The organism is Niabella aquatica (assembly GCF_054779315.1).
The window spans coordinates 189732-211391 of the sequence record NZ_BAAGYM010000020.1 but is presented as its reverse complement, the minus strand read 5'-3'; the positions used below and the strand labels follow the sequence as shown (position 1 = coordinate 211391).

The window sequence follows — 21660 nt, the reverse complement described above, 5'->3', positions numbered from 1 at the left end:
CTATTTTATTGATTAGAAGCAAGATGCTCAATCCCGGCTTGAAAATTGCAATGCTCTTTACCATGAAGATAACAAAGCCTGTTGATGAACTTATGACAAAAATGAGGGAGTATTTTACTTCCGAATCTAACTATCCTTTTAAAAATGAAGACCCGTTCCGGCTCGACTTGCTGAGCAACGCTCAAATGGAATCGCACGGCCTTCGCGTAGCTTCGCAGCACGAGGTTTTAAAAGCGAAGCAACCGGATAGATTATTAAAACGTTTGAACGATAATGAAGAGGTAATAGAAAGAGTACAGGAAATGCTTGCAGAAAGCATTAAGGAAAAACAGGCGATTGCCCCGGCGAGTGAATGGTTTTTAGATAATTTTTACCTGATAAAGGAGCAGATCAACATAGCCCGTAAACACCTCCCTAAAAAGTACAGCCAAACGTTACCTATATTGGCAAAAGGCAAATCTGCCGGCATGCCGCGGGTATATGATATTGCGCTGGAAATAATTTCGCACAGCGACGGAAGAATAGATGTGGCCAACCTTACTTCTTTTATAGGAGGCTACCAGTCAAAAAATGTGCTTACCCTCGGGGAGTTATGGGCTATACCCATTATGCTTCGTTTTGCCATTATTGAAAATATAAGGCGCATTGCCTCCCGCATTGCCATCGACCGCCTGGACAAAAATGAGGCTGTTTTCTGGGCCGAAGAGTTTATAAAAATTGCCCAGAAAGAGCCCCGGAATATTATTATCACCACCGCCGAAATGGCTAAAAGCAATATACACCTTAACAGCGCTTTTGTTGCTGAATTTACAAGGCGTATGCAGGGAAAAGGGCAGGGGCTTGCAATACCATTGTCATGGATAGAGCAGCAGCTTTCCGATACGGGTCATTCGGTTGCTGAGCTGGTAAGTATTCATAATCAGAGCCAGGCCGCCGACCAGGTTTCGATGCGTAACAGTATTGAAAGCATTCGCCTGTTAAAAACCACGGAGTGGAAAGATTTTGTGGAGAATGTCAGTGTAGTGGAAAAGATCCTGTACCAGGATATAACCGGTACTTATCCTTTGATGGATTTTGTTACCCGCGACTGCTACCGGCATGTAGTAGAATGGATAGGAAAGAAATCAAAACGGCCTGAGCATGAAATTGCTGCTTTGGCTATTGATCTTTCTCGAAATGCAAAGGCCGCAGGGCGTCCCGAATGTCAGCATCATGTAGGTTATTTCCTGGTTAATAAAGGAAAGGACGATCTGGTCAAAGCAGCCTTTGCCGAGCTGACTTTTGCCGACCATCTTAAAGTATTCTTCAGAAAAAACAGGTTGCCGCTATATGCCGGCTCAACTTTTTTATTTGCCTTCACCTTAGGTATCTTGTTAAGCTTTACTGTTTATGCGCAAAGCCACGAACTATGGATGGCTATTATTACAGGTATTTTATGCTTTATTATTTTAGGTCAGTTCGCAACCGTACTTATTAACTGGCTTTCCACTCTTTTAGTAAAGCCAAAATTTTTGCCCAAACTTGATTTTTCGGATCATATACCTGCGGCGTATAGTACCGTGGTTGCGGTTCCCTGCCTTATCACCAGTAAAGCAGGAATTGAGGAACTCGTCAGCGATCTGGAAGTACGTTATCTTTCTAACCCGCAAGAGAATCTTTTCTACTGCTTGCTTATCGATTTTGCCGATGCTCCGCAGGAGCACATGCCGGAGGATGAAGCCCTGCTTTCTTTTGTAAAAGAAGAAATAGAGTTGCTGAATCTGAAGTATAAAAAACACAGGGATGGAGATAAATTCTTTTTGATGCATCGCCCGCGCAAATGGAACAGGTATGAGAAGGTATGGATGAGTTATGAACGGAAAAGAGGTAAACTGGGAGAATTAAACAGCTTGCTAAAGAATACAGGGCATCACGATTTTTCACTGGTAGTAGGTAACATTGCAGTGCTGGCTGATGTAAAATATGTTATTACTTTAGATGCAGACACTTTATTGCCACGCGAATCCGCATGGAAAATGATTGCTACCATGGCACACCCGTTAAATCAGCCGGTGATCGATCATAAAAAGAACCGGGTGGTAGCTGGCTATGGTATTTTACAACCCCGTACTGCCATTAATCTTCCCGGTAAAAACAGCTCTGTATACGCCCGGATGCATAGCAACGATTCGGGGCTGGATCCTTATACGCAGCTGGTTTCCGATGTGTACCAGGATCTGTTTGAAGAAGGATCTTTTATTGGTAAGGGCATTTATGATATTGAGGTTTTTGAAAAAGTGCTGGGTAAAGCATTTCCAGAAAACCGCATTTTAAGTCATGATTTGCTGGAAGGTTCTTATGTGCGTTCAGGATTACTGACCGATGTGCAATTGTTTGAAGATTATCCCGAAACTTATTGGGCAGATGTTAGCCGTCGCCATCGCTGGATACGGGGCGATTGGCAAATTGCTACATGGGGCCTGCCATTTGCTCCCGATGCGAAAAACCGGCTGAGAAGAAATTATATTTCCTCGCTATCTAAATGGAAGATATGGGATAATATTAAGCGAAGCCTGGTAATGCCTGCTATGTTGCTTTTACTGGCGCTTGTGTGGCTGGTGCTTCCTGCTCCTGTTTTGTGGATCACAGGTTTTGTGGTGTTCTGGTTCCTGATGCCGCTGGTAAGCGGTCTGCTGCAACTAAGCAGCAACTCCGGAGATTTAGACAGAAGATCTCATATAGCAGAAGTATGGGATTCTTTTAAAAAAAATGTAGTACAGGTATTGTATAACATTACAGTACTCCCTTTTGAAGCCCTTAAAAATGCAGACGCCATATTTTTAGCTAACTGGAGGATGCTTTTTTCAAAAAGAAATTTGTTGCAATGGACACCCTATGCAGCACAAAGATCACGGGGTAAAAAAACGGTGGCAGACGCGTATAGGTATATGTGGCAGGCCGTTGTTGTAGTGCTGATATTGGCTGCGCTGATCATTATTTTTAAACCCTCCTCTCTTTTTATCGCTGCCCCGTTTTTGATAGTATGGCTGTTATCGCCGGTTGTTGCATGGTCAGTAAGTAAGCAGCGTACTAAAAAGGACTTCAGCATTTCGGGCGCTGAAGCGGAGTTCCTGCAGGTGATCAGCCGTAAAACATGGGCCTTTTTCGAGGATTTTGTAGTAGCCGAAGATCACTTCCTGCCGCCCGATAATTTCCAGGAAAAACCTGTTGCTGCTGTTGCGCACCGCACCTCGCCCACCAATATAGGCCTTTCATGCCTGGTGAACTTATCCGCTTATGATTTTGGCTATATCACACTTTGTGAGCTGGTTGATCGTACCCAGAAAACCTTCAATTCATTAAATGATATGGAACGTTATAAAGGGCATTTTTATAATTGGTACGACACCACGCACCTGCAACCTTTATATCCAAAATATATATCAGCTGTTGATAGTGGAAATTTTGTAGGCAATATGATTGTACTAAGGCAGGGATTGCTTGAACTGCCCTATAGTAAAATTTTCTCTAACCGGTTGTATGAAGGGCTGAAACATACATGGCAGACGGCAAAGAGCTATAATGTTCAAAACAGCAGTTTGTTTGCAGAGGTAGAAAAATACCTGGGTCAGCTATCCACAGGCCCTGAAGCATCGCTTCACGGGCATAAAATGCATATGGAGCAGTTGCTCCGCTACATGCCGGAATTAAAAGCAGACAAAGTAATTGCAGCAAATGAAACCACTCTGTTTTGGTTAGCTAAATTTGAGGCCCAGGTGAAAGATGCTTTAAATTCATTTGCTATTTTAACGCCCTGGGTCGATCTGCTGCCGGTTATGCAGGGTTTTGATGCATTACAGCCCCTCGAATCCGTTCCTGTGCTTAACGAGATCAGTGATTTAGCAGCATCTTTATTGCCCATAACCCAAAACTTAATGCTGGAGACTGACGATGATGAAAAAAGATCATGGCTGGAAAAAGTATATAAAGCGCTCAAAACCGCTGCCAGTCATGCTTTAGAGAAGCTTAGCAAGATTGAAAAGCTTTCCAATGAGTGTAGCGGATTTGCTGATGTTGAATATGATTTCCTGTATGATGCATCCAAGCATCTTTTTCATATAGGTTATAATGTAAGTGAAGATGTTAAAGATAAAAGCTATTACGATATACTGGCATCTGAGGCGAGACTGGGAATTTATACAGCCATAGCGCAGGGAAAGATATCTCAGGACAGCTGGTTCGCTTTGGGAAGGCTCATAACCAATGAAGGCACTGCCCCGGTATTGCTTTCCTGGAGCGGCTCTATGTTTGAATACCTCATGCCCGATCTGGTAATGCCTTCGTACGAAAATACTTTACTCGAAAAAACGGCAAGAGGCGTTATTCTGAACCAGATAGATTATGGCAGGCGCAAAGAAATACCCTGGGGCATTTCAGAATCGGGCTATAACCTTGTAGATGCCCATCTGAATTATCAGTACCAGGCATTTGGTGTGCCGGGGCTGGGCTTAAAACGCGGGCTGGGGCAGGATTTGGTAATAGCGCCTTATGCTACCCTGTTATCTTTGATGTTTGATACCGGTGCCGCGCTGAAGAACCTGCTGGTGCTATCCAAAGATGGCTTTGAAGGTAAATACGGCTTTTATGAAGCGGTTGATTATACCCCTTCAAGAATGCCGAGAGGGGAATCCCATGTTATTATCCGCTCATTTATGGCACACCACCAGGGTATGAGCTTTTTATCGCTGGCGCGCGTGTTGCTGGGTGAAAAGATGCAGCAAAGATTTGAGCGCGATCCGCAACTGCAGTCGGCGCTTCTTTTGTTAAAAGAAAAAGCACCGAAAGCTACCAACTATTATACACAGGATGATAGTGCAACCGGAAAGGTGATATCCAGCCATGAATCCCACATCAGGGTTATCAATACACCCCGTACATCTATACCCGAAGTTCAGCTGCTTTCCAACGGCAGGTACCATGTAGCCATTACCAATGCAGGGGGTAGTTACGGCCGGTGGAAAAATATAGCTGTAACCCGCTGGCGCGAAGATGTAACCAAAGATAACTGGGGTACATTTTGCTATATAAAAGATCTCACCACTGACGAGTTATGGTCGAACACATACCAGCCTACAAAAAAAAGATTAAATATAGATGAAACTATTTTTTCACAGGGTCATGTAGAGTTCAGACGGGTAAGCAATGATTTTGAAACAAAGACGGATATAGTAGTTTCTCCGGAGGATGATGTTTCAATAAGAAGAATAAAGATTACCAATAAAAGCAATGCGGTCAAAACCCTGGAAGTTACAGGTTATACAGAAGTAGTGATTGCTCCGCAGGCAGCAGATGAAGCACACCCTGCATTTAGTAACCTGTTCGTTCAAACAAAGATCAGTGAAGAGGCCAATGCCATTGTATGTACCCGCAGGGCACGGTCTAAAGATGAGCAGCCCCCTTGGATGTTCTTCATGATGTCGCTGACCGGTTCAGCCCAGGAAGAAGTGTCTTTTGAAAGCGACCGGATGCGTTTTATTGGAAGGACAAAAACCCTGGCGGCACCCCTGGCTGTAAAGCAAAGCGGGGTATTATCCGGTACAGAAGGGTCTGTTTTAGATCCGGTTGCTGCCATAAAATATAAAACCACTTTAAAGCCGCGCCAGACCGCCATCTTTGAGATTATTATCGGTATTACAGAAACACAGGAAAAAAGCCAGCAGCTGATCGGTAAGTACCGGGATACACATCTTAAGAACCGCGCTTTTGAATTATCGTGGACGCATAGCCAGGTTTTACTAAGGCAGATCAATGCAAGTGAATCAGAGGCCCAGTTATTTAACTCAATGGCAGGCCATATATTATACGCTAATGCCACACACAGGGCTGAAGCGAATATTATTGCCAGCAACCGGAAAGGCCAGGCTGGCTTATGGGGATATTCCATATCAGGTGATCTGCCTGTTGTACTGGTGAGGGTTCAGGATAGTGAAAATACTGCTTTGGTAAGGCAGTTGATAAAAGCCCACACCTATTGGCGTATGAAAGGGCTTGCAGTCGATCTTGTGATCTGGAACGATGATTTTGGAACTTACCGGCAATTGCTGCACGACCAGATCATGGGCTTTGTAACTGCTATAAGCGGCTCTGTGGTAGATCAGCCGGGCGGTATATATATCCGCCAGGGCGACCAGCTGACAACCGAAGACCGGGTACTGTTTCAAACAGTGGCCAGGCTGATCTTTACAGATAAGGGCGGTTCCCTGCAGGAACAAATGGCCCGGCAAAAACCTGCCAGGATTTTGCCGCCTGCGCTTAAGGTTACGACAGAAAATGTTACCGACGCTGATCTGAATGTTGAATTGCCTCCTGATCTTATTTTCAATAACGGAACCGGTGGTTTCACCCCTGATGGAAAAGAGTATTTTATCCTCACCACTCCCGAACAAACCTCACCGGCGCCCTGGGTAAATATTATGGCTAATGCAGAGTTTGGCACCATGATGTCGGAAAGCGGATCGGGATATAGCTGGGCCGAGAATGCCCATTCGTACAGGCTTTCTCCCTGGAAAAATGACCCTGTTTCGGATAAAACCGGCGAAGCTTTTTATATAAGGGACGAAATAAGCGGCAGGTACTGGTCGCCCTCTCCTTTGCCTTGTAGCAGCGGCAGGCCATATATTGCAAGAAATGGTTTTGGCTACACCGTGTACGAGCATATCGCCTTTGGTATTAAATCAGAGATGTGGGTGTTTGTTGATGCCTCCGATGCAATAAAGTTTAGCATCATACGGGTGAAGAATCTGTCGGCCAGGCAAAGAAAGCTTTCCGTTACAGGTTATATAGAATGGGTTTTGGGAGATGCTGCTACCAATACAAAGATGCATGTTGTAACAGAAAAAGACCTGGAAACCGGAGTAATATTTGCACGGAATCATTATAACAGCACTTTTGCGGAAAGAATATCTTTTTTTGATGCGGATGGAAATAGCAGGTCCTATACCTGCGACCGTACAGAATTTATTGGCAGGAACGGGTCGCTGGCAGCACCGGAAGCATTGATACGGGAAAAGCTGTCGAACAAATATGGTGCTGCGCTTGATCCCTGTACAGCAATACAGATCGGCGTAGAGCTGATGCCGGATGAGGAGCAGGAGGTAGTATTCCGCTTAGGCAGTGCCAGATCAGAACATGATACAAGGTTGCTGGCTTTAAAATATAAAAATGTCCAGTCTGTACAGGAAGCCCAATCGAAGGTGCACGATATGTGGAACCAGGTTTTGGGAAATGTATATATTAAGACTCCGGATGAGGCCTTTAATGTTTTAACCAATGGCTGGCTCGTGTACCAGACCCTGGCCTGCCGTGTTTGGGGCCGCAGTGGCTTTTACCAGTCGGGTGGGGCATTTGGTTTCAGGGATCAGTTGCAGGATGTGCTGGCATTGATGCATACCAGGCCCGATGTAACAAGGGCCCAGATTTTATTGGCAGCTTCACGTCAGTTTAAAGAGGGCGATGTACAGCATTGGTGGCATCCGCCTACAGGACGCGGAGTACGCACTACCTGCTCTGATGACTACCTGTGGCTGCCTTATGTTACAGCCCGTTATATTGAGGCTACAGCAGATAGTGCGGTTCTGGATGAATATGTTTCATACATAGAGGGAAGGCCACTGCGTCCTGATGAAGAAAGCTATTATGATCTGCCCGTATTTCTGAATGATTGGGAATCTATATATAACCACTGTAAACGCGCTATCAACTTCGGGTTAAAATTTGGGATACATGGATTGCCTTTAATAGGTTCAGGAGATTGGAATGATGGTATGGATAAAGTAGGCGCTCATGGTAAAGGGGAGAGCGTATGGCTGGGATTCTTCCTTTATGATGTACTGAAGAAATTTGCTGTGATTGCAGATGATTATGGTGATAAGGAGTTTCATATCAAATGCATCAGTGAAGCAGAAAAACTGAAAGAAAATATCAATCAGAATGCCTGGGATGGAGAATGGTATCGCCGTGCCTATTTTGATGACGGCACACCGCTGGGGTCTGCTGAAAATGAGGAATGCCGGATAGATTCTATTTCTCAGAGCTGGTCAGTTATTTCGGGTGCAGGAGAACCGGAGCATATAAAAAAGGCAATGGTATCCCTGAATGAGCATTTAATTGACAGGAAGCATGGTATTATAAAATTACTCACTCCTGCATTCGATAAGTCGGATCTTTATCCGGGCTATATCAAGGGTTATGTACCGGGCGTAAGAGAGAACGGCGGGCAATATACCCATGCCGCTATATGGACTATGATGGCTTTTGCTATGATAAAAGATAATGAACGGGTTTGGGAATTGTTTTCTATGGTAAACCCGGTGAACCATGCTGCAGGCCGCAGCGAAATGCAGCAGTATAAGGTAGAACCTTATGTAATGGCTGCTGATGTGTATGGTGTAGCACCGCACGAAGGCCGCGGGGGATGGACCTGGTATACAGGCTCTGCAGGCTGGACCTACCAGTTGGCATTAGAGCATATACTGGGCTTGCAGCGTAAAGGTAATGAGCTGCATATCAATCCCTGTATACCCGATAGCTGGCCAGGCTTTGAGCTGAATTACAGGTTTGGGAGCGCGATTTATCAGATCAAGATAATCAATCGCAAAAAAGACGAGAGGACGATTACATTAAATATTGATGGGGAATTGGTTATGGATCAATTTCTATTATTACAGGATGACGGGCAGGCGCACCACGTAACAGTAGAAATTTAGTGTTGGTGCTGTTTATTGATTGAGGCTGTCTCAGAAGTCCGAGACAGCCTCTTTTTATTCGGTAAGGTAATGGAGTGTGTTATCAAATACGCGATTCTCAGAGTCTTCAAAAACCTTTTGATACACGCTCGGAAGTAATTGTAAAGGCATTTTTTTGATGGGTCGTACGCGTCAGCCCTGTACTTTTCGAGGCGACTTCGTATCGTAAATAGTATTCTTGCAGGATAGTAACACTACTGCGGTAAGCTGTATTTTAAGGCGCAGGCTACAGATGCACTATCTTGCATCAATAGTAAAATGATTGCTTGTTGCAAATTTAGCCTGTGCCGACTGTAAATTATCCATAACCGCCTGCTGGCCATTAATGGTTTTAGTCATTTCTTCAGCCGCTTTCATTCGCTCCTCTTCCGTTTTTGCTTCCCCTATTTTCCTGTAAGCGGTATAAATGCTTTTGATATATTCAAAATACCTGGTGGCTACTATTTTAAAATCCTCAGCTCCATGGCCTACCGGCTCCATTTTTTGCAGCGCATTAATCCTTATATCAATAGTATCCTCCATGGCTTTAGCCGACCTGGCAATTCCTTCAAAATCCTGTTTATCTCCCCTTGCCTTAATGGTCGCTTCAGTGGTTAAAAGGGGTTCAGACATAGTTTCTTCCAGCGCTATAATCTTTTCATAATACTCGCTTGCTGTTTGAGGTGCATTGCCTGTATCAGCTGATTTCGTTTTGCATGCTGCAATAGTTATTGCGAAAAACAGAACACCTGCTACTATCTTTTTCATTGTATCTATTTTGTTGAACATATAAAAACTCAAATTGTATGCCTTAAAAGATAAAGATATTTTAAATCTGCTATATTGCTATCAATATATGCTTAGTGAATAACAGGCATTTTCTATTGCTATGGCAGTTAATAAAAATAGTTAAGGGTACACCCTGGTTTACAATGCGCCTTTTCGCAATCGTTTGCGTGGTTTATCGGCTGGTTAGGCTTTTATTCATTTATTTTTGAATGGTACGGTTGCAACGCTATTCTGCGACCTTATTCTTCAGCTTTTATAAAATTGAAATGATGATTAAAAAAACGCTTGCCACGCTACTGATCTTTTCCTGCTTCTTGGTAGCGGACGCCCAATACAGCTGGAATAGCCTGCCTGTTGTAAAGCAGACTTCTTTTAAAGCAGACAGTTTTAATATAGTAAAATACGGAGCAGTATCTGGGGGAACAGCGCTGAATACCGCCAGTATAGCCAAAGCCATAGATGCCTGTAACAGCAATGGGGGCGGAGTAGTAGTGATACCTTTCGGGATATGGTTAACCGGCCCGCTTCAGTTAAAGAGCAATGTTAACCTGTATGTGCAGAAAGGGGCGATGTTGCTGTTTACAACCGATAAAAGCCAGTACGAGATCGTAGCCGGCAGTTATGAGGGAAGAAGCTCCGCGCGTAATCAATCGCCGATATGGGCTAAGAACGCCGAAAATATTGCTGTTACCGGAGGTGGTGTGATTGATGGTAATGGTGATGTATGGCGTGGTTTGACAAAGTCTGCGGTTACCGAATCTTTCTGGAACAACAGGGTGAGGTCCGGCGGGGTACTAAGTACGGATGGCAAAAGATGGTACCCGTCAGAGCAGTTTAAACAAGCCAGCGAAGGAAAGCACAGCATGTTGCTGGAGCCGGGTAAAAAGCTGGAAGATTTTGCCGGTATGAAAGATTTTTTACGTCCCAACCTGCTGGTGCTCACTGCATGTAAACGCATTTTGCTGGAAGGGGTAACCTTCCAGAACTCGGGTGCCTGGAACTTGCATCCTTTAATGAGCGAAGATCTCATTATCCGGAACGTAACTATAAAAAACCCTGAGTATGCTCACAATGGCGATGGCTTAGATATTGAATCCTGTAAAAACTTTATTGTGGAAAATTGTGTATTTGATGTAGGAGATGATGCTATCTGTATTAAATCCGGCAAAGACGGGGAAGGACGCAGGCGGGCCATGCCCACTCAAAATGGAATTATAAGAAATAACCTGGTTTATAAAGGGCATGGGGGCGTTGTAGTGGGTAGTGAAATGAGTGGCGGCGCTAACAATATTTTTATCGAGAACTGCATTTTTGCAGGTACAGATAAAGGGTTGCGCTTTAAATCAACCCGCGGACGTGGCGGGCTGGTAGAGAAAATATATGCCCGTAATATACAGATGAGAGATATAGTGCAGGAAGCAATATTTTTTGATATGACCTATGCTGTAACTTTCGCTACTGATGGCGTAAGAAAGATTGATACTACGTTTGGCGAAACTACACCGGTGTTCCGCGATATGCAGTTTGAGAATATTATCTGCGAGGGTGCTAAAAAAGGTATTTTTATACGCGGTCTTCCGGAAGCACCTATACAAAACATACGTATTAAAAATACACAGCTTTTTACAGATATTGGAGCAGAGCTTATATTGAGTGATAATATACTTCTTGAAAATGTAAAGTTGGAAAGCAAAAAGAAAGACCCTGTTATTGCAATAGACAACAGCTCCCGAATCAAAATTACAGGCGTTGCTTATCCTGCCGATACCCGGGTATTGTTGAGCGCTTCGGGTAAAAACACCCGGAATGTTCTTATTGAGAAGATCGGGCTAAATGCAAATACCAAATTGATTCATGTTGCCGCAGAAGTAGGAAGGAAAGAAGTGACGTTAAGATAGCTGGAATAGCCGGTATGATCTGGCTATCCCAAGTCTACTTTAAAAGGAACTTTTTTAGGAGGAAGGCATTGCTTATCATCGCAGGTTTGATAAGTAACAGTACCGGAAATATTGGTTTTGGCTGCTGCCTTAAGCGTTACTTTTTGCACAAAAGTTACTGTTTTAGAATACTGGTTAGCGCTCGCACCGATAGTTGCATCGTGAAATTTTTGCATTTTACCAATTTCTGCAATTTTGCCGGTTAAGGTAACTAAAGGATTGGCGGTAAAAGCAATTTGAGTAGGTATACTAATGGCATCGGCGGGTTGTGTTTGCGAATATAAATGCCATCCGCTTTGCATAACTGCCGTCATGTGCACTTCGTAAATCTTGTCAGATATTTTCTTACTGGAGAATTTCCAGCTTACAGGATTTAGCTGCGCCTGCGCCAACGCTGCTGTTAATACAGCTGCCCATACAAATAACAATTTTTTCATCTTTCGTTTTTTACTGAATTAGATTTAAACTGATGATGGAATACTTTATACAGATGCTTTTCTCAGTCCGAAGGTTGTGTCACCAACGCATCTGTCTCATAATAAAATAAGCCTTGCAAAGGTAATATTTTTTGTATACGGATGATTAATACCACATATTACTGTACAACTGGCAGGATATAATAAAAATAACGGTTAGCCAGAAAGATATTTTTGGGTAGAGCTTCAGCTCTGCGTTCAGGTAGCCGTAGCCATGAAAAGCAGCTGCGGGCACTAATGTCAGTATCATATTTTCCGAGGTTTTCTCAATATCAAACAAGGCTGTTGCTATACTGATAACCAGGTACCAGATAACCAGATACCATCCTTTTCTTATATGAAAAAGCATTTTAGCCGAATTGGCCTGCATATAGTAAATTCCTGCCAGCAATGGTGCCAGCAGGAAGAACAGCGCCCCGGCATGCCAGAGGGAATATTTGATCTGCGAGCCGAGAAAGGAAAGATGATAAAAATAGGACGGTACACTGGCCTGATCAGATAAAAACAGGTGTGCCGCATAAAAATAATAGGGAGCAGTGAGCCCTAACAACAATACCATCCATTCAGAAAACCTGAAAGGCCTTAAAATGGCTAATGCTAAAAATGCCCATACTGTAAAAAATAAGGCAGGTAAAAAGAACAGGGAGGCCAGCCCTATCAGCAAAGCGCCATTAAAAATATTATTTTTATTATTATAGGATTTGTAGAACAATGTAAACGCAGTTAATAGCAACAAAGAAGCTACCAGGTTAGCAGAAAGTAAATTAAAAGAGGGTAAAAAGGAAGTGATGAGCATATAAGCCATTGCAGTCAGGTAATTAGACCTGTTCATCAGCCTTTCTGTATTAATAAAATTGTTTAAAATAAAGGCAATAAGCAGGTTAAGCGCAAAAGCTATAGCGGCAAAGCAAAACGGGCTGCCATGAGAGATATTTTTAAGAAAAGTGATCATACCCGTATAAAAAGCTCCGTCACTATCTTTTATAATGAAGCCTTTATCATGAAAGAAGGCAGGCAGCTTTATAAATATGCCCAGCATAAAAAGCAATACGATATTGCCCGGGTTTTTTTGACTGAACACGCCTGTCATGAGCAGTGGTAATTTTGGCAAAAGTAAACGGAATGCAGCATTTATAAAAGTAAAGGTTTGTGTGAAGGGATATGGTGGTTTTCCCTGTCTTTATTGCCGCACACCTAGCTACCTGCTAAGAAAAATCTTGGACATAATAGTGAACGGTGGGTAAAACGGTATTCACTCACCAATGATAATTCTCCTGAAATACAGAAACTTGTAATTACTTTTAATTCTTATAAAAGTGTAAAACGGGGTCTTATAACTCTACCCTGGCAAAGGAGATGTTTCTTTTATAAGAGTAGGGAATGATGATTTCTTTGGCCCCGGTTCGTTTGCCGTATTTAGGCATAAAGTCAATTCTTTTATCCTTGGCTTTTATAGGCTGTCCTTCTGTAACCGTTCCATCGTTGTTAATAATAATATTTTCGAGATCGGATACTTTACCCGAATTATTCATCAGAAAATACATGCTGCTGCTGTATGGCAATACCTGGTAAGAAATGCTTCCATCGGTATTATTTTCGCGTTGTGATTTTACAATCACATTGTCCCATGTTTTATTCCCTTCCTTGTCAAAAGAAATAATGGCCATATTACCTGCATTGAATTGCTGGGAGCCGCCGCCCCAGCCTGGGCCGCCCCATCCGGGTCCCCACCAATAGCTACGGTAAAAGAAGGGTGAATAATAAGAATAAGGCCACCAGCCGCCCCAACGACCCCAGCCCCAGCTCCATCCGGGTCCCCAGCCACCCCACATTCCGCCCCATCCGCCGCTCCAGTAAGGGCCACCCCAAAATCCCCAGCGATCCCAGTTGTTTGTATTATATAAAGCTTCGGACGCTACCGTAAAGCTGCCATCGCCATGTACAATAATATTATTGATAAAAAAGTGGTTAAAAGCATTTTTCCCCGACCGTCCTGTGGCCTTTTTCTTCAGCTCATCGTTAAATAAAGCCGTTTTTTCAAAAATTATATTGCCGGAATTTTTTTGAATGCCGCATACATACAGCCCATCAATATCCCCGCGTTTCCGGGTGCTATAAAATGATGAAAGTAAATAACGCCCATTCATATCATCTGTCATCAGCTTTATATCGTCCAGGAAAAGATCATTGATATTCAACCTGTGCTCCCGGTACTCATCACTGTCGGCCGGTTTCTCAATTAAGGAGGCGTCTACAATATTGCCATTGGCCTGGCGGTGATATTTTATAAAAGCATAGCTTCCGTCGTTGGCAACACTATGTCCTGTTAAATAGTCACCTTTGTATTCCATGGGCACCGAGAAACGGCTTTCAGCAATGGTCTGCAGGCTTCCATCAAACAGCAGGGTGGTAAAACGGAACAGACTTCTGTCCTTCTTATTAATTTTGAAAACTATAAGCTTACTCCTGTCGTTGCTGCTGGCAATACTGTAAATTTTATTTTCTGCTTTATAGGCGATCATTGTAGTATCTAATAAAACCGGTTCGTTCAAAATGCGGCCGTTGGCCTCAATCTGCAATGCCTTTAAATATACTACATCATCCTCCTGGTACTGATATAAAAGATAGTAATTACGTTCACTGCTGTAAAAACTGATATCCAGCAACATATTCTGTTTAGGTAAAACAGTAATGGGAATGTCCTCGCGCAGGCTCATATTATAATCATAAACCGAAATACGGTGGATTCCTTTAACTTCTTTGTACACCAGATAATTGTCGGCGGCCTTTCCTAATATTTCAAAATTCATACGCGCTACATCCCCTTTACTCATATCGGCATAGGTAATAGTTTGGGCATAAAGAGCGGCACACAAAAGGGTAAAGGCAAATACGGATAAAAATTTAAGTTTCATCAGTTTATTTTTTATACCCGGCGGATAATACCGGTCGGGCGGGTTTTTAATGGCCGGATGCCCGCCTGACCGTACGTTCGCCTGTTCCGGTACGTACAAGGTCAGGGAGCGACCTGTAATCACTATTTTCCTTCTCCGAAAGCTCTCTGAAAGAGAGCCTCAAGTATTTGAAGGATGTCAAAGTTTTTACAGGTACGTTTCATCAATCCACCAATTTCTGGTATAAAGTTACATATACCGTGATTATCAATAAAGAACCATAGGGTTATCTGCAAATTATAACTTTTCCTTTCAAAATATAAGGGTTTAATATGAAAATAAAGTTTTTTTTCATTTAATAGGATTTGTATAACCTTTGTACTTTATTTAAACTTTAACCTGTCTTAGTTGGTGAAATCTCATACTAATAAGGCAACTGCAGCAGGGCTGCTCGTTGCTTTAGGTATTATTTTCGGCGATATTGGAACATCACCCCTGTATGTGTTTAATGCTATTATCGGCAACCGGCAAATAACCGAACAGCTTATTGTTGGTACGTTGTCCTGCATTATCTGGACGCTTACATTGCAGACCACCATTAAGTATGTGGTCTTGATATTGCGCGCAGATAATAGAGGAGAGGGGGGGACTTTTGCTTTGTATGCCCTGGTACGACGGCGCCGGAAATGGCTGGTATTACCGGCAATGATTGGGGGAGCTGCGCTGATAGCCGATGGCATTATAACCCCGCCTATGACCATCACCTCTGCTATTGAGGGGCTGAAAATACTGCCGGAGCTTAAAGAAATGCCTACGAAAACGATTGTATGGATCGTACTGGGTATTTTATCTGCCTTCTTCTTTCTGCAACAGTTTGGCACCGCGTCTATTGGAAGGGTATTCGGCCCTATTATGTTTATATGGTTCACCATGCTGGCTGTATTTGGAGCGTTACATATTACTGATGATATTACTATATTCAGGGCATTAAGCCCGTATTACGCGATTGATTTTTTAATTAATTATCCCCATGGTTTCTGGCTGCTGGGTGCCGTTTTTCTTTGTACAACAGGCGCCGAAGCTTTATATAGCGACCTGGGACATTGCGGGCGTGAGAACATCCGTTACTCCTGGATGTATGTAAAGCTGTGTTTATTGCTTAATTATTTTGGTCAGGGCGGATATCTGCTTTCACATCATACCGGGAAAATAATTACAGAAACCGTAAGAAATAACCAGGGAATTAACGCCTTTTTCAACCTCATGCCCGAATGGTTTATTGTGCCGGGCGTATTGATTGCCACAACAGCAGCCATTATAGCCAGCCAGGCCATGCTTTCGGGGGCCTATACTTTGATCAGCGAGGCGATCCGCTTAAACCTCTGGCCTAAACTTCGGATACGTTATCCATCAGAGGCCAAAGGGCAGCTATTTATACCAGCTGTAAATACTATTTTATTTACAGGCTGCGTATTTGTGGTACTGTATTTTCAAAAATCTTCAAGAATGGAGGCGGCTTACGGGCTGGCTATTATTGTAACAATGATAACCACTACCATTCTGTTCGCCAATTACCTGGTATTAAAAAGAGTAGATAAAAGGCTGGTATATGTTTTTCTCATCAGCTTTTTTATTGTAGAAACCGCATACCTGGTAGCTTTAATGGAAAAATTTCCGCACGGAGGTTATATTACTTTAATGATAGGGGGGCTTATGTTCCTGGTAATGTATGTCTGGTTCCGGGCAAGAAAGATCAAGAACCGTTATGTGGAGTTCGTACGTATGGAGCATTATATTTCCAAGATCCAGGAGCTGAGCAACGACAAAAGTGTGGCCAAGTATGCCACGCATCTGATTTACCTCACCAGTGCCGACAATCCTAAAGAAATAGAGCATAAGATCATTTATTCCATTTTGAACAGGAAGCCTAAACGGGCCGATATTTACTGGTTTGTACATGTAGATACGGTTGATGATCCTTATACATCAGAGTATAAGGTAGAACATATTATTCCTAACGATATCATTCGTATAGACTTTAAGTTGGGATTCAGGGTGCAGCCACGCATCAACCTGTTGTTTAAAAAAGTGGTGGAAGACCTGGTTCAGAATAAGGAAGTGAATATTATGAGCCGTTACGAAAGCTTGGCCAGCAGCAATACCGTTGGTGATTTTCAGTTCATGGTAATGGAAAAATACCTGAGCCTGGAGAATGAGCTGCCTTTTATTGAAAAGATGATCATGAAGCTGCATTTCTGGATAAAGAATATCAGCCTGTCTGAAGAAAAGAATTTTGGTCTTGATCTGTCGAATGTTACGGTAGAAAAGTTCCCGCTGATTGTAGCGCCGGTTACCAATATAAAGCTTACCCGGGTGGAGTAGGAAACAGATCATAGATCACAGATGACATTTGATACGATAACAAGGTATGTTCATGGTCTTTGCCTTCATCTGTCCGCTTCATTCGCCGCCCTGATATCTTCTATCCGCATCTGCAGAGATTTTTTCCCGTTCCATTCATTTTCAACTATTTTGAAAGCTATATCAAATGGCTGGCGGGAGGCTACGGTATTAAATTTGTCGGCCATATTAAAGCCAATACCGGTCAGTGTTATATCATTTTGCTTCACTACTACACGCAGGTGGTTTTCTTTTACAATTTTGCTGAAACCTGTGTCAACAACATTGCGTGCAATAAATACAGGCGTCATATTTTCCGGACCAAAAGGTTCCATCTGGCAAAGGATATGATAGAAGGCCGGGGTTATATCTTTAAAAGAAATTTCGGTATTAATAATAATTTTAGGAACTAATGACTCTTCTTTTATTGTGGCCGATACTACTTCTTCAAATTTGTTTCTGAAAGCATCTATATTTTGTTTTTCGAGGGTAAGTCCTGCGGCAGCAAAATGCCCTCCATAAGCAAGCAAATATTCCCGGCAGGCATGTATGGCCTCGTATAAATTAAAACCCGGAACACTCCTGGCGCTTCCTGATGCATAATCACCGCTTTCTGTTAAAACAACCGTTGGTTTATAATGCCGTTCAATGAGCCTGGAAGCTACAATCCCCACCACTCCCTTGTGCCAGTGGCTTTGATAAACCACGGTGGATCTTTGTTCTACCCATTGCTGGTTTTGGGATATCAGTTCCAATGCTTCGGCTGTAATGCCCGAGTCAGCTTCTTTCCTGTTGCTGTTATCACTGTGTAATAAAATGGCATAATACTGGGCTTCTTCATTGCCGGAAGCAATAAAGAGTTGCACGGCCTTAATAGCATCGTCCATGCGGCCGGCAGCATTTACCCGGGGCGCTATCATAAATACCAGGTCGTCTATATGCAGCGGTCGTTTAGCTCCACTAAGAATGGCCAGCGCTTCAATGCCCAGGTTGGGATTTTCGTTAGCCTTTTTTAATCCGTAAAATGCAAGCACCCTGTTTTCCCCGGTTATAGGCACAATATCTGCAGCAATGGCTGTGGCTACCAGGTCAAGGTATGCAAAGGCGTTGTCAACGGGAATATTTAAACGCTCACATAAAGCGCACATCAACTTAAATCCGATACCGCAACCGCATAGCTCTTTATATGGGTATGTGCAGTCTTTTTGTTTGGCATTGAGAACAGCAACGGCCTGCGGGATCTTCTCATCGGGCAGGTGGTGATCACAAATAATGAAATCGATACCAGCTGTGTTTGCATAATCGATCAGCTCAACGGATTTAATACCACAATCGAGTGCTATTACTAACGAAAAATTATTTTCTTTAGCAAAATCAATACCTGCTTTGCTAATCCCATATCCTTCTTTATACCGGTGAGGCACATAAAAAGCTACATCCGGGTGCAGTTTTTTCAAAAAACTATACATGCTGGCTACAGCTGTGGTACCATCTACGTCATAATCGCCAAAGACCAGTATTTTTTCTTTAAACTTAAAAGCGGCTAAAATTCTGTCTGCCGCTTTATGCATATCCTTCATCAGCCATGGGCTATGCAAATGAGCCAGTTGTGGACGGAAATATTTTTTCGCTTCGTCAAATGTATATATACCGCGCTGTACTAATATTTTGCAAAGAGCAGGATTGATTTTAAGCTCTTTTTGTAGGGCTGCCACCTTATTACTATCGGTTTTTATGATATTCCAGCGTTTCTCCAAGGTATATAGAATTAAGTAGTTTTGTTATTCAATTGCTGCAAGGCAGGTAACCCTGAGTGATATGCTATTCTACTCTATATTGGCATAGCCTGGCATTACTGCCTGATCTGTTATCGCTTTATTTTTAAGTAAAACAACAGAAGGCCGGTTAGCGGTATTAGTATTTACGTTCTGTAACGTAGTCTACCAGGTCTTTCAGCCCCTGACGGTACTCATTATCAGGGCATTGCATCAATACATCCAGGGCCTCTTTTTTATAGGCATACATTTTTTCAGTAGCATAGGCAATGCCTCCGCTAGTTTTTACCATGTCCAGCACCCAGGCCACTTTTTTCTTGTCATTATTATTATTTTTCACAATATTAATAATTTTTTGACGGGTAGACTTATCGGTATTATTCAGTGTATAAATTAAGGGTAACGTCATTTTCTTTTCTTTAATGTCATTACCTGTAGGCTTACCCACATCTTCGCTGGCATAATCGAACAGGTCGTCTTTAATTTGAAAGGCAATCCCTGTTTTTTCACCGAAAGCCCGCATTTTTTCTGCATGCGCTTCATTTTCTGTGGCAGACCAGGCACCGGCACTGCAGGCTGATGCCAATAAGGAAGCGGTTTTATTGCGAATGATCTCGTAATAAATATCTTCTTTCAGATTTAAATTCCTGGCTTTCTCCAGCTGTAAAAGTTCTCCCTCACTCATTTTTTTCACAGCGTCGGTTAAAATATGCAAGATGCGATAATCCTGGTTTTCAAGCGAAAGGATAAGCCCTTTCGCTAAAAGGTAATCACCTACGAGAACAGATGCTTTATTTTTCCAAAGCGCATATACTGAAAAAAAACCCCTTCTTTCCAGCGAATCGTCTACCACATCATCGTGTACAAGAGTGGCGGTGTGAAGAATCTCTACAAGCGAAGCAGCACGATAAGTAGCTTCTGTAGGAACACCAAAAAGCTTTGCGGAAAGAAAAACAAACATCGGCCGCATTTGTTTCCCCTTTCTTTTAACAATATACCTCAGAATGCTGTTTAATAGAGGCGTTTGGCTTTTAACGGCTGTCTTAAATCTTTCCTCGAAACTTTCCAATTCATTTTTTATAAGAAATACAGGTAAATTCATAACATTAATAGGGCAAATTAAGGAATTTATGGGTGTATTATTGGTTTTTTTGCATAGTATTTGCTGAATATTTGTATAGTATATTTAATTATTTTTTAGGTTAAAATTTGTTTATTTAACAAATGGCTCTAAATTTGCTGAACTTATTAAGAAAATCATTTTAAATCTTAATCCTTAGTTATGACAAGCAAAAAGTACAAATTACTTGCAGGCCTTAGTTGCCTGGTTGCGTCCACAGGGTTTGCACAGGTTAGCCCTTCGCACCCTTATACGGCACCCCATCCGGTATATGGCACATTCTCTGTTACAGACGAAAGTTATTACAATAGTAAACAATTAGCTCAGAATAAAGAGTTTGTTGTTGGAAACTATGACTATCCTGGTAAGCCAAAGGATATGTGGGAGTTAGGTATCAAAGGTGGTTCCTTCTCTATACCGGTTGCAGATGTTGATGCAAGATATTTAAACTCATTTGGTTTCGGTGCGCATATCCGCAAATCTTTGGGTCATGTGATGTCTTTAAGACTGGAATATGTATATGGTGTTGCTCAGGGATTAAACTGGAGGCCTTCTACAAGCTATACAGCTGCTGGTGCTAATACTCCATGGGCTGCTTACGGCGGTCGCCAGGTTTATTACAATTATAAAACAAAATCCCAGGACCTTTCTTTACAGACTCTGTTCAATGTAGGTAATATCCGGTTCTACAAAGGCCAGACTGGTGCAACTGTTTATGCGTTAGCTGGGGTTGGTGTTAATACTTTTAAAACTAGCGTTAATGCTTTAAATGGCAGCAGTCCTTATAACTTCCCTACACAAGGGGCAGACTATGATAACAGGAAAGATCAGATAAAAGCGATCAAAGATCTTTTGGATGATTCTTATGAAAGCGCTGCAGAAAGAGATCCGTCTAAAAAATGGACCAAAACTTTTGCCGGCTACCTGGCGCCTTCTGCTACAGTAGGTGCTGGTATCGCTTTCCGTCTTTCTTCTCGTGTGAACCTGGCTATTGAAGATCGTTTGATCTTTAACGGTTCTGATATGTTAGATGGTGTACGTTGGGATGAAAGCAAAACATTAAGTCCTGATAAAGACTGGTTTAACTATTTTACAGTAGGTTTGAACTTTAACCTAGGTAATAAATCTAAAAGAGTGGAACCTCTTTACTGGCTGAACCCACTTAACTATGCTTACGGTGAACTTCGCAGGGTTCCTGAGATCGTTCTTCCGGATGCGGATGGTGATGGTGTAACTGACCAGTTCGACCAGGAGCAAACTCCTGCAGGCTGCCCTGTGGATACACATGGTGTAAGCCGCGATACAGATGGTGACGGTGTACCTGATTGTAAGGATAAAGAGCTGATTACACCAACCTATTGCCAGCCGGTAGATGCGGATGGTGTGGGTAAATGTCCTTGTCCTGAAGGTTGTGCTCCTGCTCCTAGCGATTGTGCAGCTTCTTTAGGTGCATTGCCAAGCATTCATTTTGCGCCTAATTCTAACAAGCTTTCTCCAGATGCGGCTT

The 21660-nt window shown here is 42.7% G+C and carries 10 protein-coding genes; 4 read left to right on the top strand and 6 right to left on the bottom strand.

Translation table 11 applies throughout. The features are described from left to right. Positions 1–62: 62 nt before the first annotated feature. The gene (locus ACYVBM_RS16270; protein ID WP_460686744.1) at positions 63–8744 is read left to right on the top strand and encodes a GH36-type glycosyl hydrolase domain-containing protein; all 8682 of its coding nucleotides are present in this window, start codon (positions 63–65) and stop codon (positions 8742–8744) included. A 276-nt stretch (positions 8745–9020) separates the two neighbouring features. Here ACYVBM_RS16270 and ACYVBM_RS16265 read toward each other — a convergent pair whose 3' ends face one another. After that, positions 9021–9530 carry a hypothetical protein gene (locus ACYVBM_RS16265; protein ID WP_460686743.1) on the bottom strand — a complete coding sequence of 170 codons (510 nt, stop codon included), beginning with the start codon at positions 9528–9530 and terminating at the stop codon, positions 9021–9023. A 287-nt stretch (positions 9531–9817) separates the two neighbouring features. On the opposite strand from ACYVBM_RS16265, the gene ACYVBM_RS16260 reads away from it, so the two are divergent. After that, entirely contained in the window at positions 9818–11449 is a 1632-nt protein-coding gene (locus tag ACYVBM_RS16260; protein ID WP_460686742.1) for a glycoside hydrolase family 28 protein, read from the top strand. Positions 11450–11472: 23 nt separating this feature from the next. Here ACYVBM_RS16260 and ACYVBM_RS16255 read toward each other — a convergent pair whose 3' ends face one another. The 3 genes from ACYVBM_RS16255 to ACYVBM_RS16245 form a co-directional block, all read right to left on the bottom strand. Beyond that, entirely contained in the window at positions 11473–11925 is a 453-nt protein-coding gene (locus ACYVBM_RS16255) for a protein-disulfide reductase DsbD domain-containing protein (protein ID WP_460686741.1), read from the bottom strand. A 145-nt stretch (positions 11926–12070) separates the two neighbouring features. Further along, complete coding sequence (locus ACYVBM_RS16250; protein ID WP_460686740.1) at positions 12071–13054, bottom strand: hypothetical protein; 984 nt, start codon at positions 13052–13054, stop codon at positions 12071–12073. A gap of 241 nt (positions 13055–13295) precedes the next feature. Beyond that, positions 13296–14879, bottom strand: coding sequence for a hypothetical protein (locus ACYVBM_RS16245; RefSeq protein ID WP_460686739.1), 1584 nt, complete (start codon positions 14877–14879; stop codon positions 13296–13298). 390 nt (positions 14880–15269) lie between these two features. Here ACYVBM_RS16245 and ACYVBM_RS16240 point away from each other — a divergent pair, with 390 nt between their 5' ends. Continuing rightward, the gene (locus ACYVBM_RS16240; protein WP_460686765.1) at positions 15270–17240 is read left to right on the top strand and encodes a KUP/HAK/KT family potassium transporter; all 1971 of its coding nucleotides are present in this window, start codon (positions 15270–15272) and stop codon (positions 17238–17240) included. A gap of 65 nt (positions 17241–17305) precedes the next feature. Here ACYVBM_RS16240 and recJ read toward each other — a convergent pair whose 3' ends face one another. Both recJ and ACYVBM_RS16230 read right to left on the bottom strand, forming a co-directional pair. After that, positions 17306–19015 carry a single-stranded-DNA-specific exonuclease RecJ gene (recJ, locus tag ACYVBM_RS16235; RefSeq protein ID WP_460686738.1) on the bottom strand — a complete coding sequence of 570 codons (1710 nt, stop codon included), beginning with the start codon at positions 19013–19015 and terminating at the stop codon, positions 17306–17308. A gap of 157 nt (positions 19016–19172) precedes the next feature. Next, complete coding sequence (locus ACYVBM_RS16230) at positions 19173–20135, bottom strand: polyprenyl synthetase family protein (protein ID WP_460686737.1); 963 nt, start codon at positions 20133–20135, stop codon at positions 19173–19175. Between the two features lie 180 nt (positions 20136–20315). Here ACYVBM_RS16230 and ACYVBM_RS16225 point away from each other — a divergent pair. Next, on the top strand, positions 20316–21660 hold a 1345-nt coding region (locus ACYVBM_RS16225), incomplete at its 3' end, for an OmpA family protein (RefSeq protein ID WP_460686736.1).